General features: G+C 70.7%; 13 protein-coding genes. 7 read left to right on the top strand and 6 right to left on the bottom strand.

The window, feature by feature from the left end:
• Window positions 1–86: 86 nt before the first annotated feature.
• Both QZ607_RS15605 and murU read right to left on the bottom strand, forming a co-directional pair.
• Window positions 87–1,523, bottom strand: a complete 1,437-nt coding sequence (locus QZ607_RS15605; protein ID WP_295884434.1) for a glutamate-cysteine ligase family protein — start codon at window positions 1,521–1,523, stop codon at window positions 87–89.
• 18 nt (window positions 1,524–1,541) lie between these two features.
• Window positions 1,542–2,246: an N-acetylmuramate alpha-1-phosphate uridylyltransferase MurU gene (murU, locus tag QZ607_RS15600; RefSeq protein WP_295884432.1), complete on the bottom strand. Its 705-nt coding sequence runs from the start codon at window positions 2,244–2,246 to the stop codon at window positions 1,542–1,544.
• Between the two features lie 395 nt (window positions 2,247–2,641).
• Between murU and QZ607_RS15595 the strand changes: the two genes are divergently transcribed.
• On the top strand, window positions 2,642–3,403 hold the full coding sequence (locus tag QZ607_RS15595) for a hypothetical protein (protein ID WP_295884430.1): 762 nt from the start codon (window positions 2,642–2,644) through the stop codon (window positions 3,401–3,403).
• Window positions 3,404–3,722: 319 nt separating this feature from the next.
• Here the strand turns inward: QZ607_RS15595 and QZ607_RS15590 are convergent, their stop codons facing one another.
• Both QZ607_RS15590 and QZ607_RS15585 read right to left on the bottom strand, forming a co-directional pair.
• Window positions 3,723–3,854 carry a hypothetical protein gene (locus QZ607_RS15590; RefSeq protein ID WP_295884428.1) on the bottom strand — a complete coding sequence of 44 codons (132 nt, stop codon included), beginning with the start codon at window positions 3,852–3,854 and terminating at the stop codon, window positions 3,723–3,725.
• A 101-nt stretch (window positions 3,855–3,955) separates the two neighbouring features.
• Window positions 3,956–5,527, bottom strand: a complete 1,572-nt coding sequence (locus tag QZ607_RS15585) for a fused MFS/spermidine synthase (protein ID WP_295884426.1) — start codon at window positions 5,525–5,527, stop codon at window positions 3,956–3,958.
• A 168-nt stretch (window positions 5,528–5,695) separates the two neighbouring features.
• Between QZ607_RS15585 and QZ607_RS15580 the strand changes: the two genes are divergently transcribed.
• A complete protein-coding gene (locus QZ607_RS15580) occupies window positions 5,696–11,455 on the top strand; it encodes a transporter substrate-binding domain-containing protein (RefSeq protein WP_295884424.1) in 5,760 nt (1,919 codons plus the stop codon).
• A 125-nt stretch (window positions 11,456–11,580) separates the two neighbouring features.
• Window positions 11,581–12,696, top strand: a complete 1,116-nt coding sequence (locus tag QZ607_RS15575; RefSeq protein WP_295884422.1) for a response regulator — start codon at window positions 11,581–11,583, stop codon at window positions 12,694–12,696.
• A 55-nt stretch (window positions 12,697–12,751) separates the two neighbouring features.
• On the opposite strand, the gene QZ607_RS15570 is transcribed toward QZ607_RS15575, so the two are convergent.
• On the bottom strand, window positions 12,752–13,666 hold the full coding sequence (locus QZ607_RS15570; RefSeq protein WP_295884420.1) for a diacylglycerol kinase family protein: 915 nt from the start codon (window positions 13,664–13,666) through the stop codon (window positions 12,752–12,754).
• 114 nt (window positions 13,667–13,780) lie between these two features.
• On the opposite strand from QZ607_RS15570, the gene QZ607_RS15565 reads away from it, so the two are divergent.
• On the top strand, window positions 13,781–13,957 hold the full coding sequence (locus QZ607_RS15565; RefSeq protein ID WP_295884418.1) for a PLDc N-terminal domain-containing protein: 177 nt from the start codon (window positions 13,781–13,783) through the stop codon (window positions 13,955–13,957).
• 212 nt (window positions 13,958–14,169) lie between these two features.
• Here QZ607_RS15565 and phbB read toward each other — a convergent pair whose 3' ends face one another.
• Window positions 14,170–14,892, bottom strand: coding sequence for an acetoacetyl-CoA reductase (gene phbB, locus QZ607_RS15560; protein ID WP_295884417.1), 723 nt, complete (start codon window positions 14,890–14,892; stop codon window positions 14,170–14,172).
• A gap of 396 nt (window positions 14,893–15,288) precedes the next feature.
• Here phbB and QZ607_RS15555 point away from each other — a divergent pair, with 396 nt between their 5' ends.
• From QZ607_RS15555 to QZ607_RS25890, 3 genes are all read left to right on the top strand, one after another.
• Window positions 15,289–16,065, top strand: coding sequence for a spermidine synthase (locus QZ607_RS15555; protein ID WP_295884416.1), 777 nt, complete (start codon window positions 15,289–15,291; stop codon window positions 16,063–16,065).
• Between the two features lie 432 nt (window positions 16,066–16,497).
• A complete protein-coding gene (locus tag QZ607_RS15550) occupies window positions 16,498–16,986 on the top strand; it encodes an Hsp20/alpha crystallin family protein (RefSeq protein ID WP_295884413.1) in 489 nt (162 codons plus the stop codon).
• 587 nt (window positions 16,987–17,573) lie between these two features.
• Complete coding sequence (locus tag QZ607_RS25890) at window positions 17,574–17,756, top strand: helix-turn-helix domain-containing protein (RefSeq protein WP_367268205.1); 183 nt, start codon at window positions 17,574–17,576, stop codon at window positions 17,754–17,756.
• Window positions 17,757–18,227: the final 471 nt, after the last annotated feature.

Here is an 18,227-nt window from a genome sequence, read left to right as displayed (position 1 = left end):
GCTTGGGAGGCCACCCGCGGGGGTTAAGGTGGATCAAGGCTCGGTAGGACGACGGTGGCCCTCGCCCCCCGCTCCTTGCCCATTGCTCATTCAAGCGTCCATTCATGCACCGGCTTCTCCGTGGCCTGGTGCGCCAGATACGCCTCGGTGAGTGCCTCCCAGTCGCGGCCGTAGCGGGCCACCCAGGCCCGCTGCCAGTGGCCGGCCGTACGCTTGGTGCGCACCCGTTGCGCGACGATGCCGAGCCAGTGCTCGCGCTCGGCGGCGTCTATACCCAAGTCCGCAAGCCCCGCATGCGCCAGCGGCAGCAGCCGCTCCAGGATGATCTCCGGCAGCTTAACGCGCTGGGGCTCGTCCCAGGGCAGCTCGGCATCGAGCCCGTACTCCGCCGCCAGGTAGAAATTGGCCCGCGCCTGCGGGAAGGAGATGCGCCGCTCCGGCGGCTCGGCCGCGGCGGCCAGGGCATGTACGGCGCCGAAGTAGAAGGCGGCATTGGCGACATTATCCGCGACGCTCGGGCCGGCGGCGGCGACCCGATGCTCCATGCGCAGGTGCGGCACCGGAGCCTGTCCCGGGCGCTCGTCGAAGCCGATCAGCGGCCGGTTCCAGCGCCAGATGGTGCCGTTGTGCAGGCGCAGATGCGCGAGCTGCTCGGTGGGTGTGTCCATCAGGTGCGGCAGCAGCACCGGGTAGCGGCGCACATTGGCGCGAAAGGCGTCCAGCACCGTGTCTTTGGCGTAGTTGATGCCGAAGCCGACGCGCTCGCGCAGCGGGCTGCCACCCACGGAGACGGCCTGCTCGAACAGCGGGATGCGGGTCTCGCACCAGAGCTCGCGGCCGAACAGGAAGGGCGAGTTCGCGGCCAGCGCCACCATGGGCGCGGACAGGATCTTGGATGCATTGAAGATGCGCGCCGACTCCCGGGCGCTCATCTTGAAATGGATCTGGAACGAGGTCGCCGCGGCTTCGAGCATGACGTCCTCCTGCTCGAAGGTGAGCGGCTGCTCGCCGTGGATCTCGAGCCAGATGGGCGCGCCTTCCCGCAGCCTGAGGATCTGCTCGTTCAGCGCCCGGTAGCGCTCCCGGGGGGTCATGCGCGCCATCACCAGATGCTCCGGGCGCAGCGTCGGCAGGATGCCGCAGGTGACCACATTCGCACCGAGCTCCGCCGCCGCCGCGCGCACGCGCGCCAGCCTGGCGGTGAGCTCCGCGGCGAGGCGGCTCAGGCCAGCGCCCGTGAGCTGCACCGGGGTGCCGTTCAGCTCCAGGTTGAACTGCGCCAGCTCCGGGACCACCAGCGGGTCGTCCAACACCGCCAGCAGCGCCTCGATGACCGGCGCCGGCGCCGTATGGCGGCGGTCCACCAGCCAGGCCTCCATCTCGAAGCCGCCCTCGCGCGGCGTGTCCGCGAAGCAGTCCTCGTCGAACCAGCGGGCCAGCAGGTCCGTCTCGGCGCGCAGCCGGGCCTGGAACTCATCGAAGTCCGCTTGGGTGAAGCAGGTGTCCGTGATGTCCTGGCCCATGGCGTGCCTCGCGGGTGGTCAGTCGCCGGCTTCGCCGAGCAGCCGGTCCAGCTCGGCGAGCCGGGACGGCGTGCCCACATCCATCCAGCGCCCGGTGTGGTGGAGCCCGCCGACGCGGCCCGCGTTCATGGCGCGGTGCAGCAGCGGCGCCAGCGGAAAGGCCACCGCCTCGCAGCCGGCGAACAGGTCTGGATGATAGACGCCGATGCCGGCAAAGGTGAGCCGGGCCGATCCCTGCCGCGACACCCTGCCACCGGTCAGCGCGAAATCGCCGTCGGCGTTGTGGTCTGGATTGTCCACGAGCACCAGCCGCGCCAGGTCGCCGTCGGCGAGGGCGGGACCACAGGCGAGCCGCGCATAGTCGAAGTCGCACCAGACATCGCCGTTGGTGACCAGGAAGGGCGCGTTGCCGTCCGTCAGCAGCGGCAGCGCCCGGAAGATGCCGCCGCCCGTCTCCAGCGCTCCGTTGTGGCCGAGCGCTGCGCCCTCCGGCGAGTAGTGGATACACACATCGTACGCAGAGCCGTCCCCCAGATACGCCTCGATCTGCTCACCCAGATGGGCATGGTTGACGACCAGCTCCGTGAAGCCCGCCGCCTTGAGCCGCAGGATCTGATGCTCGATGAGCGTGCGCCCGCCCGCCGCCAGCAGCGGCTTCGGCCTGTGGTCCGTCAACGGTCGCATGCGGTTGCCGCGTCCGGCGGCGAGGATCATGGCCTTCATGGGTGAGCTTCGGTCCGGTCGGTGGTTGGCCCCTCGGGCAGGAACATACCAGAACCGGGCGGGTGGGGGCTCTGGGGCTCGATCGGTCACGCAGCGCGCGCCACGCTGCCACGACCTCCTTCGGTGCGCCCGTTGCGGCTGCGAGCGGTCTGAAACCGGTACCCATGGCGCGTGCGATCCGCCGTGCTGCTCTGTCGGCAACGGTGGGGTCGCAACCTTGGGGTTGGTATGCATCGATGACACGCTCTGAGCACAGTGCGCCGGTTGCGGCTGCGTCACTGCCTGTCCGGGCTGGCGGTCAGGTGCTCGTCAGGCGCGCCTGCTACAGGCCGCCATTGCGCCAGTTGGGCCGTTGCTATACTCCCCACGCCGGGATCTCGATCCGGATGCCATCCATGACGCTGACACAGGAAGACATTGATTTCATCAAGGCCAACATGGCCGACTGGCTCATCGAGCAGAGCACGGGCCGGCCGGCGGCCGTGTACGAGATCGAGCTGCGCGAGCGGATGGTGCGGGTGGAGGAGGCGCTCAAGCATGAGCGGGAGCTGATCCGCGAAGGGTTTGCGCATATGGATGCGCGCTTTGCACAGGCGGAGCAGCGCCATCAGGAACTGCGTGAGGACATGCTGGCCCGCTTCGAGCAGGCGGAGCAGCGTCATCAGGAGCTGCGCCGCGATATGCTGGCGCGCTTCGAGCAGGCGGACAAGCGCTTCGAGCAGGCGGAGCAGCGTCATCAGGAGCTGCGCCGCGATATGCTGGCGCGCTTCGAGCAGGTGGACAAGCGCTTCGAGCAGGCGGAGCAGCGCCATCAGGAGCTGCGCCGCGACATGCTGGCGCGCTTCGAGCAGGCGGACCAGCGCCAGCAGGAGCTGCGCCTCGATATGCTGGCGCGCTTCGAGCAGGTGGACAAGCGCTTCGAGCAGACAGACCAGCGCCACCAGGAGCTGCGCCGCGACATGCAGGCCGGCTTCGAACAGGTGGACAAGCGTTTCGAGCAGGTGGAGCGGCGACTCGACCGACAGGATGAGCGCTTCGCGGCCATCGATGCCCGCTTCGACGCGATGTTACGCCGGCACGACCGCCACTTTCTGTGGCTCATCGGCTTCATCTCCACCGTCGGTGCGCTCATCATCGCTGCCGGCAAGCTATTGTAGCCAGGGCGCTCCTGCAATACGGTGACGGTATACTGATCTCTGGTGCTTCTCAGCGTGTCGCCCGGTGAGCCGTGAAATCAACAGACCGTCAGCGTTAGTGCGGAGACGGCCGTCGCGCGCCGATTCAGGGAGGCGGCTTCCGCGTCGCGGCCGGCCCGCCATTGGGCCGGCGCGCGGACACAGCCATGGCCCCCCGTAACGGGGACGTAACGGGGACAGTATAGTTAACTGAGAGCCGTCGGGCGGCACTGGGCCAACACCTGGTGACGTCAAACTTGGTGACAGTACATCTAGCCTGCACCTGACCAATCCGGCGGACTCACCCCGGGCGTGCCCGCCGCCGCAGCACGATGGCGACGCCGCCGAGCGTGGCTGCCGCGGCCAGCGCGAGCCGCAGTATCAGCGGCTCGGCGAGCATCAGCACGCCGCCGGCGGCGGCGATGACGGGCACCGACAGCTGTTATGAATCCAGGCCTCTCTCCGCCTGCCCGGGGTCAAGCTCGGCCTAGGACTCATCGACGGCGACGCGGTCACGAAAGCCGGCATCGCACATCAACCGTCCTCGCCCAGCAGCAGCCCGGCGATGAGCCGCTCCACCGGGGCATAGTCGTCGGTGAGCAGCGGCAGGTCCGCGGGCGGTGTGCCGTAGGCCATGATGTCTTCGGTCATGCGGCTCCAGGCGCGCTGGAAGCCGCGGCGGGCGGGGACGGTCTTCGGCAGCCGCGGGCCGTTGCCGGCGCTGACGATGAAGGTCACCCGCGGGTCTTCCGGCACCTGGTCCATCCAGATGTCCACGTGGCGGAACTCTGTCCTGAGCGTCTTGACGATGGCCTTGATGAGGCGTGGGTCCGGGAAGGTGTCGACGACGTTCATCAGATACAGCCCGTCCGGGGCGAGACGTGCACGCACCAGCTCGGCGAATTCCCGCGTCACGAGGTGGTAGGGAATGGCCACGTCGTGGAAGACGTCGCCGACGATGACGTCGAAGCGCCGGGCGCTGTCCGCCAGCGCCAGGCGGGCATCGCGGTGCTCGATGGTCATGCCGGCGGGCTGAAGCCCCAGGGACTCGGCGGCGGTGAGCGTCACCCTGGGGTCCAGCTCGGCCACGGTGATGCGCGACGCCGGGCTCAGCGCCTGCAGTGCCCGCGGCTGGCTGTATGCGCCGCCGCCGGCGAAGAACCAGTCGAGCCCGTCGTCGTAGGCACCGAGGAAGTGCGCATGGGCCAGCTCGTCCAGCCCGTGCACATAGGGCGCAAGGAGCAGGTCCGGCTCCGCCATGTGGTTGATGCCGTGCAGCAGGTGGTCCAGCACCAGGCCGCGGGCCAGGCCGGGCGGCGCCAGGTCCGGGCGCTCCACGACGCGGATGCAGAAGTAGGCGCTCTCGCGGTCGCAGGACGACACCAGCCCGCCGCGCAGGCTGGCGAGCAGCCCAGCCGCCAGCACCGCGATCAGCAGCAGGGCCTGCGCCGGGCGGGCGCTGCGGCGCAGAAAGGGCGCGCCCAGGGCCAGCAGCGCGACGCCGGTGCCCAGCACCACGGCCCGGGTGCCGACGCTCTGCACCAGCCACCAGCCGGCGGCAAAGGTGCCGACGATGCTGCCGATGGCAGCCAGCGCATGCATGCGGCCCACCACGTGGCCGGCGCGGGGGTCGAGCCGCAGCGCCAGCGTGGTCAGCAGCGGTGTGACGATGCCGATGAGCGCCGCCGGCACGAAGAAGAGCACGGCCGCGAAGGTGAAGCTCGCGCTGAGCAGGGTGAGCCCCTGCGCCTGCACCGCGGCACCCAGCGGATTGAGCATGGCAAGGCTCAGCAGGCAGTAGAGCCCGCCCGCGGCGAGCACCCAGCCGACGCTGCGCCCGGTGGCGCCGTTGTCGGCCCAGAGGCCGCCGAGCCAGTTGCCGAGCGACAGCCCCGCCAGGATCACGCCGATGATGGAGGTCCAGGTGTACAGCGACACGCCCACATAGGGCGCCACCAGGCGTCCGGCGACGATCTCCAGCACCAGCAGCAGCGCGGAGCTGACGAAAACCGTGGCCGCATAGCCCGCGAGCACCCGGCGGTGGGCGGTGGGCACCGCGGCATCGGATTCGGCAGCGGCGGTGGAGGCGGCGTCGTCGTCGTTCATGGGCTCCGGAATCCTCTGCAGGCGATCTTTCGGGTGGCGGTGTCGGCCGCAGGCTGCACATGCGCCCGCGCGATCCGGGGCACAATAAGGCCTGTCGCCGCGAGCGGGTGCTCACTGGGTACCTGTGCCGGGCGAGGATACCCTGCGACGCCGATGCGCCGAGACCGCTTGCTCCTGCTGCTCCTGTTGCTCGTGCCCACCGCGTCGGGCGCGGCCGCGCCCGCGCTGGATGGTGCAGTGGCGGCGGCGCTGAAGCCGGTGCGCATCCAGCTGCAGTGGCGCCACCAGTGGCAGTTCGCGGGCTTCTACGCCGCGCTGGCGCAGGGCTACTACCGCGACGCCGGGCTGGATGTGACGCTGCTGGAGGGCGGCCCGGGCTCAGCCCCGGTGGACGCCGTGCTGGCCGGCCGGGCGGACTATGGCACAGCGCCGACGGATGTCCTGCTGGCGCGCCACGCCGCCGGGGAGCCGGTGCGACTGCTGGCGAGCTATTTCCACCGCTCGCCGCTGGTGCTGGTGGTGACGCCGGACGTGGTGCTGCCGCGCCAGCTCGCCGGCAAGCGGCTCATGACCGCACCGGGGCTGCTCGATGCGCTCAACATGCGGGCGCTGCTGGAGCGCGCCGGCCTGGAGCGCGACGAGCTGGACATCGTCCCGTTTGAGCCCGGCATCGAGGCCTTCGTGCGCGGCAAGGTGGATGCCATGACCGCCTATCGCAGCAACGAGGTCTACGAGCTGTATCGTCGGGGCGTCCCCTTCAGCATCATCGATCCGGCCGATTACGGCGTGCCCATGCCTGACCTGAACCTGTTCGCCGCCGCCGGAACGCGCGCCGCCGACCCGGACACGGCAGCGGCCCTGGTGGCGGCCACGAACCGCGGCTGGGCCTACGCCCTGGACCATCCGGACGAGCTGGTCGCCCTGATCCGCAGGCAATGGAACACCCAGGACAAGGCCGCCGAGCACCTGCGCTTCGAGGCCCACCAGACCCACAGCGCCATGCTGCCGGAGGTGCATGCCATCGGCGAGCCGGATCGGCGGCTGCTGGGTGACGTCGCGCGGCTCCTGGCGCGCATGGACGGGGTCGATGCCCCCGTGAGGCTGGACGATATCCTGTTCGCCGCCCCCGAGCCGCCGCTTGCCCTGACTGCGGCGGAGCGCGCGCTGCTCCAAAAGCGCCCGCGCCTGCGCGTGCGCTTCGCGCCGCTGCCGCCCTTTGCGCAGTGGACCGACGCGGGTGCGACGGGCTACTCCGTTGAGCTGCTTCAGCGCGTCGCCGAGCGCGCCGGCTTCAGCCTCAGCTGGCGCGCCGCGGACCCGGCGCGGGTGTATGCGGATCTGCGCAACAGCAGCGCGGATCTCACCATCAACAGCGGCGCAACGCCAGAGCGTCGGCGCTACCTGCGCTTCAGCGAGCAGCGCTTCCCCGTGCAGCTGGCCATTGTCACGCGCCGCGGCCGGCACGACATCCGCGGTGCCGGGGATCTGCCGGGTCTCACCATCGCCGGCAATCCGGGCTTCGCGGCGAGCGAGCTGTTGGACGCCTGCTGCGCGGACAGCCGCCGCCTGCGCGTGGGCAGCCCCACAGAGGCCCTGCACGCGGTGGCCAATGGCCGCGCCGACGCGACGGTGCTGCCGCGCCAGGTGGCGGTGCACCTGTTCGAGTCCGAGCGACTGACGGATCTCGCCATCGTCGGCGCCCTGCCGGGGCCGGGCGGGGCGGACCACGTGGACGGGCATCCCTATGCGGTGCGGGCCGAGCTTGCCGATGTGGGCGCCATCCTCGACAAGGCCTACGCGGCCCTGACGCCCGCGGAGCTGAAGGCGCTGTGGGCGCGCTGGTTCGGTGACGCCGAGGCGGTGGCGGACCTGCGCGCACGCTCACTGCTGGCGCTGAGCGCCGCGGAGCGCGACTGGCTCGCGCGTCGGCAGCGCCTGCGCGTGGTGTTCAGCGAGAGCCCCCCGTTCGCCATGGCCCACGAAGGCGAGCCCGACGGCTATACCCTGGGCCTGCTGCGCGCGGCGGCGCACCTGCTCGACCTCACTCTCGCCTTCGAGATACGCACCAGCGCCGACGCCCTGGAGGCCGTCAGGACCGGCGATGCCGATGTGGTGCTGAACGTGCCGCAGGCTGCCGCGAGTGCGCAGACACTGCGCCCGGGGGGGCTGTCACGCGCGGCCGTGTCCGGGGTCTTCAAGGGCGTCGCTCCCTTCGCCGTGCACCGCGACCGTGAGCTGCTGGCGCAGGCGCTGGACAAGGCCCTCGCGGCGATCCCGCAGGCCACGCTGGAGCAGCTGCACAGGCGCTGGCTCGGCGGCGATGCGCCGTCGCCGCTGCCAGCGGTCGCTCTCACCGCGCAGGAGCGCGCCTTCCTCGACGCCCACCCGAACATCCGCTTCGGGGCCGGCGCGGATTGGGCGCCCTTCGCCTACCGGGACGACGCCGGCGAGCCGACAGGCATCGATGCCGACACCCTGGCCGCGATCAACGACCTGCTCGGCACCGACATCAAGCTGGTGCTCGGGGACTGGTCGGAGCTCGTGGAGCAAGCCATGCGCCACGAAATCGATGGCCTGTCCACGTCGCGGCCGCGGGCGGAGCGGGCGCAGGCCCTGGCCTTCTCGCAACCCTACACCGAGCTCGCCAACGGCGTCTTCGTGCGGGCCGGCAACCCGCTTGGAATCCACGGCCCGGAAGACTTGGTGGGCCGGCGCATCGGTTATGCCGGCGGGTCGCTGCTCAACCAGCGGCACATCGCGGCCATCCCAGGCGCCGAGGGCGTTCCCGCGAGCTCGGTCCCCGACCTCCTGAACGCCCTGCTCGCCGAGGATGTGGACGCGCTGCTCGGCAGCACCGATACCCTGCGCTTTCTGGTCTCGGACGCGGGGTCGCCGGCCGTGGAGCTGGCCTTCCCCATGGGGGAGCCCCTGCCGGTGGTGCTCTCCATCCGCAAGGACTGGCCCTTGCTGGTGAGCGCCATCGACAAGGCGCTTGCGACGCTTCCCGAGGCGCAGCACGCAGCCATCCGGGCACGGCACGTCGGTCCGCGTCCGGCGCCGCCCCAGGGGCGGGTCCTGCTGAGCTTCGCCGAGCGTGAATACCTGGCCGCCAAGGGCAATCGCCTGCGCTACTGCTTCAGCCCGGTATGGCTGCCGTACGACTACCTGGAAGAGGGCGTGCACAAGGGCCTGTTCCGCGACTATCTGTCGCTGTTCGCGCAGAAGCTCGGTGTGGACATGGTGCCGGTGCCCACCGCGACCTGGGCCGAGGCCCTGGCACAGGCCCGGGAGCGCGGCTGCGACCTGCTGTCCGGCGCGGTGCGCACCGACGCCCGGGAGGCCTATCTCGACTTCACGGCGCCGTACTTCGCGCTGAGCCACGTGCTGGTGGCCCCGCGGGAGACGCCCTTCGTGCGCGATCTCTCGGCGCTGGCCGGGGAGCCCATCGCGGTGCCGGAGGCGAGCGCCATAGAGGCGACCCTGCAGGCGCAGCATCCCGAGCTGCGGCTGGTGCCCGCGCAGTCCGGGGCCGGCCTGCGGCAAGCCTTCGGCACCGGGCGCATCAGCGCTGCGGTGACGACGCTGGAGCATGCGGCGGAGATCATCGACCGCAGCGCCGGCGAGCTGCGAATCATCGGCCAGCTGAGCGATCCCTATCCCATCTCGGTGGCGACGCGCAGCGACGAGCCGCTGCTGAGGCTGATCATGGACAAGGCCGTGGCCGCGGTGACACCGGCCGAGCGGGACGCCGTCGAGCTCAAGCAGACCAAGTTCACCATCGAGCAGCGCATGGATCTCACCCTGCTCTGGCAGGTGCTCGCGGTGGTGGGGCTGATCGGGCTGCTGCTGCTCTATCGCCAGCACGAGCTGACACGGCTGAACCGCGAGCTGCGGGCCGCGCGTGACGCGGCGCGGGTGGCGGCCACAGCCAAGAGCCGGTTCCTGGCCAACATGAGCCACGAGATCCGCACGCCCATGAATGCCATCATGGGCATGGCGCGGCTGTGCCTGGACACCGAGCTGGATGCCCGCCAGCGCGGCTGGCTGGAGCGCCTGCACAGTGCCTCGCGCTCGCTGCTGGGGCTCATCAACGATGTGCTGGAGCTTGCGCGCATCGACGCCGGCGGCACCGTGCTCAAGCGCGCCCCTCTGGTGCTGGACGATGTGCTGGAGGCGGTGCAGGCGGTGGCGGACGTGCAGGCCCAGGAGGCCGGGCTGCTGCTTTGGCTCGATCTGGACCCGGACACGCCGGCGCGGGTGATCGGCGACGCGCTGCGCCTGGAGCAGGTGCTGCTGAACCTCGTCTCCAACGCCGTCAAGTTCACGCCCAGGGGCGAGGTCTGTGTGCAGGTGCAGCATGTCGGTACCACCACCTCCGCCGCGGGGCATGCCGCGCGCGTGCGCTTCGCGGTGACGGATACGGGGATCGGCATCCCGCCCGCGGAGCAGGAGCGGCTGTTCGAGCCGTTCCGCCAGGCCGATGCCTCGCCCACCCGCCGCTACCGCGGCTCGGGTCTGGGCCTCAGCATCAGCCGCGAGCTGGTGCGGCTCATGGGGGGCGACATCGAGGTCCGCAGCAGCCCCGGCAGCGGCAGCTGCTTTGCCTTCACGCTGGAGCTGCCGCTCGCCACGGGGCACGCGCCGGACCGGCGCCTGGTGTCGTCCGGCAGCCTGCCGGTGCTGCTGTGGGACGCGCATGGCCGGCGCGCGGCTGCCCTGGTGCGGCAGCTGAGCGCCTTTGGGCTCAGCGTGACCCGGGTCAGCACGGGGGCCGAGGCGCTGGCGCGGCTCAATGCTGATGCCGAGGCGGCCTGGGCACTGGTGCTGGCGCTGCCCGGTGCCGGGGCGAGCGCCGATGCGCGGCGCGCCCTGGGCACCGCGGCCGCAGGGCGATCGGTGCCGCTGCTGCTGCTCGCGGCGGATGCCGAGTCTCCCGCGCCGGCATTGCCGGCCTCGCGCAGGCGCCTGCGGGCGCTCTTGGCGGGCGCGCTCGGTGGCACTGCGACGGCAACGCCCGTGGATGCGCCCGTGCCTGCGGCGGTGGTCGGTGACGCGCTGCGCGGGCGCCGTGTGCTGGTGGCCGAGGACAACGAGACCAACCGCGAGTATGTGCGGGCGCTGCTCGGCCGTACCGGCTGCGACGTCGTGACCGCCGTGAACGGCCGTGCCGCGGTGCGCCGTGCGCTGGACGAGCCCTTCGATGTCATCCTGATGGACATCCAGATGCCGCAGCTCGACGGTTGTGCGGCGGCCCGGGAGATCCGTTCCGCCCGCGGTGATGCAGCCCCGCCCATTGTCGCGCTGACTGCGCATGCACACCCGGAGGATCAGCGCCGCAGCCGGGAGGCCGGCATGGTGGAGCACCTGGTGAAGCCGGTGACGCCGGAAGCGCTGGGGGCAGCGCTGGCGCGGGTGCTGGCGGGCGGGGGCAGCGGCCAGCGGCAGGACGTCTCCGCGACGCCCGCGGCCGGGGACAGCGCCGGCCCGACGGCCAGCGCTGCCGCACTCCCGCCGGCCGCGGTGCAGGGTCCGGTGGTGGACTTCGCCGCCGGCCTCACCCGCGCCGGTGGCGAGGCGGCGCTCTACCACCGGGTGCTGGCGGCCTTTCACGCCGAGCATGGGCAGGACCCTGCGACGCTGCGGCGGGCGCTGGAGAGCGGCGACCTGGCCGCGGCCCGGGGTATTGCGCATACGCTGAAGGGCACAGCCGGCCTCATTGGTGCGGAGATGCTGCAGCGTCACGCGACGGCTGCCATGACACGGCTCGATGGAGAGGTCGATTGGGCGGCGTCCGTCACGGCGCTGGTGGTGGCGGTGGAGCAGGTGCTGGCGGCGTTGGAGCCCGTGGTGGCTGCCGCGACCGCGGCGCCCGCCGACGCAGCAGACGGGTCTGAGCCGCGCTCGACGCAAGCCACGCGGACCCCCTGACGCAACGGCGGTTGTACGTCAGATGCTGACAGGGCGGCGGACCGCCTTGGCGTAAGTTTACCCGTTTGCCTGTTCATGCCCGAAGCTGCGGAACCCGACGCCCGACCAGGGCCAGCTCGCCAGTCGTGACCGATTCCCCCGTTTCCCCGGCCGAGATCCTGGTGGTCGATGACGATGAGGCCACGCGCGTCTTCGTGGCCGGACTGCTGCGCCAGCAGGGCTATGCCGTGGCGGCCGCTGCCAACGGGGCGGATGCGCTGGCCGCCGCCCGGGAGCGGCGCCCGGACCTGATCCTGCTGGACGTGATGTTGCCGGATGCGGACGGCTTTGCGCTCTGCCGGCAGCTGCGGGCCAGCCCCGCCACGGACCGCATACCCGTCATTTTTCTCACCGCGAAGGGTGACGAGCCGGAGATCGTCCGCGGCTTCGAGTCCGGCGGCGTCGACTACATCGTCAAGCCCTTCGCCGTGACGGTGCTGTTGGCGCGGGTGCGTACCCATGTCACCCTGTCGCAGCTCTCGCGCGGCCTCTACACGGCGCTGGACGAGCGCAGCGAGCGTCTGCAACAGGCGAACCGGCGCCTGCGCGAGCTGAACGTCGAGATGGCCACGGTGGAAGAGCGGCAGCGGCGGCAGCTGGCGCAGCAACTGCACGACACCACCATCCAGCAGCTGGTGCTGGCACGGATACTGGTGGAAGGCGACGCCGATCTGACCCAGCGCCGGGAGCAGCTGGTGGGTCTGCTGATGGACTCCATCAAGCAGCTGCGCTCCCTGGTGTTCGAGCTGAGCCCGCCGCTGCTGCGCGAGGGCGGGCTCTACCAGGCGCTGGCCTGGCTCGCCGAGGACATGCGTGAGCAGTGGGGTCTGGACGTCGTCTGCGAGCCGTGCGGCGCGGTGCCGGTGCTCGCCGATGCGCTGGCGGTGACGCTGTTTCAGGGTACCCGCGAGCTGCTGATCAACGCCGCCAAGCATGCGGAGGCCACGCGAGCGGTGCTGCGGGTGAGCTGTGACGGCGAGCTGCTCAGCATCAGCGTCAGCGACGACGGCCGCGGCTTCGACCCGCAGGTGCTCGGTGATCGGGTCGCCGACCGCCCGCTCGGCACCGGCGCTGCCGGCGCCGGCTTCGGGCTCGACAGTCTGCGCTCCCGCATGGAGCTGCTGGGGGGGCGGCTTGAGCTCGCCAACGCTCGGGTGCGGGGTGCCGAAGCCCGTTTGGAGATCCGTTTGGGCGCTGTCTGAAGGTCGTCCCGGCTATCCGTCCGCAGTTGAAGGTGATGAGTTCGTGCACAGCCGCTTAGTCGGCGGCCTGCACCAGCACGGGCAGCGCGCCGGGGAGGCTGTCGAAGCGCAGCGGTGTGCCGAGGCGCGTGGGCTCGCCGTCCAGCAGTGCGGTTGTGCGTAGGGGGCGCTGGGTGTCGATGCGGGCGCGCCGGCAGACGCGGTGGAATACACGCGGCTCCCGGGGCCAGGTGCCGGCAAGGAGCGTCAGCGCCAGTCGCGGCAGGTCGTAGAGCGGCCCCTCGCGCACCCCGTAGACGCCAAGGCGCCCGGTGTCCAGCGCCGTGCGCGCCGGGTGCAGACCGGCCTGGGGCGTCAGCGGGTTGTTGGACACCAGCAGGGCGCGGGTGCTGAGCACCGCCGGCGCGTCGTCCAGGCGCAGGTGTACGCGGTGGAAGGGATAGCGCTTCAGCACCCAGTACGCCTTGCGCAGCAGGCGCGGCAGCATGCGCCAGGCGCCGATGCCGCGGGCGGCCTCCCGCGCCCGGGCCAGGTCCGTCGCCAGGCCGAACATGGCCGCGCACAGAAAGGTCTCGCCGTTGCAGCGGGCCACGTCGATGCGGTGCACGCGGCTCGCGGCCTGCACGGCGATGGCCGGCTCGGGTGCCAAGGGCAGGCCCAGGTCGCGCGCGAGCAGATTCGCGGTGCCCAGGGGTACAATGCCGAGCGGCACGTCGCGGCCCAGCAGCAGCGTGGCCACGCTGCGCACGGTACCGTCGCCGCCCAGCACAACCACGCGTCGGGCGCCGGCGTCGAGCAGGGCGAAGAGGCGCTCGCGCTGCACCGGGTCCGTCGCCACGTCGGGGAAGGGCAGGCTGACGCTCTCGAGGCCGATATGCCCCAGGCAGGCGGCGAGCTGTGCCGTAACCGTGTCACCGTGGTGCAACGCCTGCCCGGCACGCGCATTGTTGATGAGAATGGCAGTGGTCACGACCGGCGCACGTCGCGGCGCCTGCGTTGAGCCGTCGGGATCTGTCCCTGGGGCGCGCACGGGGGCCGAAGGCGGCCGGCGAGCCACGCCCAGCATGATTGGAGGACAGAGAACATGGTGGAAGTCGGCGGTTTTTTCGGCCTGCTGCTGCTGATCCTGGTGGTGTATGCCGTGGTCAAGACGGTGCAGAGCGACGCCAGCACCCTGGGCAAGGTCATCTGGGTGGTGCTGCTGCTGATGCTGCCCGTGCTGGGCTTCATTCTCTGGCTGCTGTTCGGACCCAAGGGCTGACGGGAGGGTCAGCGGCTCCCTCCTGCAGGCCGCTCGTCATTCCTGGCGAGCCCGGCTTCCCGCACCTGATGCGAGGCTGCGGGATGCGCGAGGCCGGCGATCATTCGCCGCCGGCGGACTAAAGTCCGCCGACGCCAGGGTGCCGACTGAAGTCGGCGTACCCGGGCCGCCTCACGACGCCTGTCCGGGGCCGCCGTCCTCAGCCCTTCCCCCTAATACATATGCTGCCCACCGTTCACCGAGACGGTGGCCCCGGTGATGAAGCTCGCCGCATCCGCCACCAGGAACATCACGGTGCGGGCGATATCCTCCGGCTTACCGAGCCGGCCCACGGGGATGCGCTTGATGATCTTCTCCAGCACCTCCGGGGGCACCGCGCGCACCATCTCGGTGTCCACATAGCCAGGCGCTACGGCGTTCACGGTGATGCCCTTGGCGGCGCCCTCCTGCGCGAGCGCCTTGGTGAAGCCATGGATACCGGACTTGGCGGCGGCGTAATTCACCTGGCCGTACTGGCCCGCCTGCCCGTTGATGGAGCCGATGTTGACGATGCGCCCGAAGCCGCGGTCGCGCATGCCGTCGATGACCGCCCGGCAGCAGTTGAAGCAGGAGCCGAGATTGGTGTCGATCACCGCCTGCCACTTGTCGTGTGTCATTTTGTGCAGGGTGCCGTCGCGGGTGATGCCGGCGTTGTTCACCAGCACCTCCACGGGGCCCAGGTCCTGCTCGATGGCCTTGATGCCGGCGGTGACGGCGTCGAAGTCCGAAACATCGAATTTGTAGGCCGGGATGCCCGTGCGGGCCGTGAAATCCTGGGCTGCCTGATCATTGCCGCCGTAATTGGCGGCGACCGTGTAACCGGCATCTTTCAACGCCATGCTGATGGCCTCGCCGATGCCGCGGGTACCGCCTGTGACCAGTGCTGTTCTCGCCATGGTGTCCTCGCTTTGTTGGGGGTGTGTGGTCGTTATTGATCGCACGGCGCCGGGAGCGACAACGCGCGGACAGGGTGCCGGAGCACGCGCGGATGGTAACGCAGGCTCGGGGATGATGGCAGGCTGCTTGCGGTCTGCGTGAGGGCGACCGGTCGGCTGCTCGGCTGGGCTGCCCGCTCGGCCCGCGCGGCGCCTGCGAAGGGGTCATCGGGCCGGATTCGCTAGACTTAAACCCCAGCGTCGCTTGTGCGGCGCGGTTTCGAGTCCCGGGGGCCGACTGGGGAGCGCGCCCCGCAGCACAATCACAACAAGGCCCGCGCGGCGCCCCAGCTCCGCCGGGCGACACCACTGCCCGCCGTGTCCGGGTACGCGGCGGTGCGCGGAGGACCCGTTCGCATGCTGTCCAAAGAACGCTTTACGGCCATTGTCACGACGCTCTTCCTGTGGAGCCTGGCGGGTGCCCTGTTCGGGGGGCTTTACATCGGGCTTTACGAAGTGCTTCAGGTGCTGGGCCTAGGCCCGGCACAGGCCGTGGTGGTGGCCGCGCTGGCCGCGGCCATGACCACCGCTGCCTTCTACAGCGCCATGCCCGTGGCGCTGATGGGTGCCATGGCCGGCGTGCTGGCATCCATCGGTTATCTCATCGTCGGCGGGCCGCGCCTGGAGCTCGGCATCATCGCCCTGGTGGCGGCGGGTCTGGGGCTGCTGGGCGGGGCCTTCTTCGCCTGGACCTCGCACGCCGGCGCGCGACCGCTGGCGGAGACCCTTACCGGCCTGCTGGCCGGGCTCGGCGCCGGCGCCATCCTGGTGCTGGTGCTGACGCTCTACCGCCAGCCCGTGGGTGCCTTCGTCATGGCCGCCGGCATCGTCGCGCTGGTGGGCTCGCTGTTCCAGCTGAACGAGCACTGGATCGTCAAGCACGTCCATGGCTGGCTGCCGACGACCCTCGCGGCGCCGCTGGTGGCGGCACTGGTGGCGGCGGTGGTGGGCGCCAGCATCTGGATGGTGGCGGGCACCACCGCCGCCGCCCTGGCCCCCGAGGCCAAGACCGCGGTGCAGCGGGTGCTGGCGGAGGTGCCGGCGGGCTTCCTGGGTGGTCTGCTGGGTGGTGCGGTGACCGGCCTGCTGCTGGAGGTGCTGGGCTTCCGGCTGGAGGAGCACGGCACGGTCTGAGCGGGCGCCAAGCCACCGGTGCACATCGGCCGGCGCACGCCCGATGTCCCCGCGGCGGCAGCACCGCTGACCCGGGACCGCGGCAGGCAGGCGCGCCGCGCGCCCTTCAGCGAAACGCGCAGTGGCCCTTCGGCCGCGCACGGACGCAGGCACCGGCACAGCTCCGTCAAGGGTTGCCGGGAAGCGCCCATGGCGGGGTGCGGGGTGCGCCGCCTATGCTGTCAATGGAGTCGGGGCGCGCTCTGTCGTGTCGCCCGCCGCCCGGCCGGTGACCCCCGCCTTGGCGGCACCCGCGGGCTGCCGGCCCCGACCTGACCGCCACGACCCGCGCGCCGCCGGCTCCGGCAGCAGATATCCATGCAATTGGGGCGGATGGGGTCCGCAGCCCGGATCTCTCCGCACGCGACAGCGCTGAGCCAATGGGAGGCGACAATGGCCAAAGACATCGAGCAGACAACCGAGAGCAAGCCTGCGGCCACACCGCGGGCCATGACACCCTGGGAGCAGATGGAGCGCTTCATGGACGACCTCATGCCCGGGCGCTGGATGCAGCGCTGGGGCGGACCCGCCTGGGCCGACCTGCTGGAGGGCCTGCAGGCGCCGGCGCCGAGCGTCGACGTCATCGACCGCGACGACGCGGTTGTCGTCAAGGCAGAGATTCCCGGCGTGCGTAAGGAGGACGTGGAGATCAGCCTCACCGAGAACACGCTGACCCTGCGCGGAGAGAGCCGTCACGAAGATAAGCAGGACGAAGGGAGCTTCCACCGCCGCGAGATCCGCCGCGGGGCTTTCTCCCGCGTCATCACCCTGCCCGCCGCCGTGGACACGGACAAGGCAACCGCCAAGTTCGAGGACGGCATGCTGGTGGTGTCCATGCCCAAGGTGACCAAGACCTCACGCAAGCGGGTGGAGATCGCCTGAGGCCCGCGCGGTCGCCGATCGTGCACAGGGACTCCGCGGTCGCACACCGCGGCGTCAGTGCCTGGCGGCCGTACGTGGCGCGCGGCGGAGCAGCGCCGCGCACACCGCCGACGGCCGGCGGTTGCGTATCGGTGTACCGGCTCTGCCGGCTCGCCGCGGCGCAGGCCGGCGGCGGTGCCATGCTGACATCACCGGCCAATGGGCGCCGCGCGCCGCTTGTGTTTGGTGGAGCCGAGGGGGATCGAACCCCTGACCTTCGCATCGACAATCCGAAGGGGTCACGAGGTGGCAAATAAAAAACAGACGGTTACGAGCTTCTCTTGCTCCGGGCGTGACATGGCGTGACACCAAATGCCTGTTTTTGCCGCCCCGATGTCACGCTGATGGCACGCTGCGTCACCTGTGACTGTGGGGCTGGACGCTTCGGCGACGGCTGACGTTGTGTACGTCGTGGCGGCACAGGTTGCGATGCATGGCTTGCGCCAGGCGTGTACGAGGCGGGTGTCGCCATGACCGAAGCAGAAGAAGCGTTGAACAGGGCGATGGGCGAACGGCTGCGGGCCGCGCGCGTGGCGCTGAAGTGAAGCCTGAAGGATCTGGCCGAGCGGACGGACGGGGCGTACAGCAAGTCCAGGATCAGCAACTACGAGCAGGGGCTGCGGCGGCTGAGCGTCGAGGCGGCGCAGGCGGTGGGTGCGGCGCTGGGCAACGTGATGGGGGCCTACCTGCTATGTCTCCACGAGGGGCCGACGGGATGCTCAGCCCCTTGAGCGGGAGATGTCCGCGTGGAGTACGAGGTATTCGATCCGCAGATCGACCCCAACGCCGACGCTGGCAGCCGACAGCGCCTGCCGAGCGACCATCGGCCGCAGTCGGTGACCTTGGCGTTGTGATTCGCTGCGAGGGTGTGGTGGGGCAGCTCACCAATGTGGTTAATGATGCGCTCGACGGGTGCGGCTTGACGATGCACGCGATGAGGTGAATGCCTGCTGTTGACCAGTGACTCACACCGCCGCTCGACGCGGAGAGGTTGCTTCGGGGTCGGGAATTGACGGTCAGGGCTCTTGGGGTATGCGTCCCCTGTATGTGGCTAAGCGGACGCCCGGTTGTGGGGGTCGGGAATGGCCGTAATCGGCCAATAAGAGACACTCGCGGCCCGACCGTGGCGAGGCACTGTAAAATTTCCTGACGGTCTTGCCGCAGGCGCGGTCGAAGGCAGAACCCGGCCATAACGAGACGCC

It is taken from the genome of uncultured Thiohalocapsa sp. (assembly GCF_913063425.1).
In the GTDB taxonomy this organism is placed as follows: domain Bacteria; phylum Pseudomonadota; class Gammaproteobacteria; order Chromatiales; family Chromatiaceae; genus Thiohalocapsa.
The sequence above is the reverse complement of the archived record's forward strand: the minus strand, read 5'-3'. Positions and strand labels throughout refer to the sequence as shown.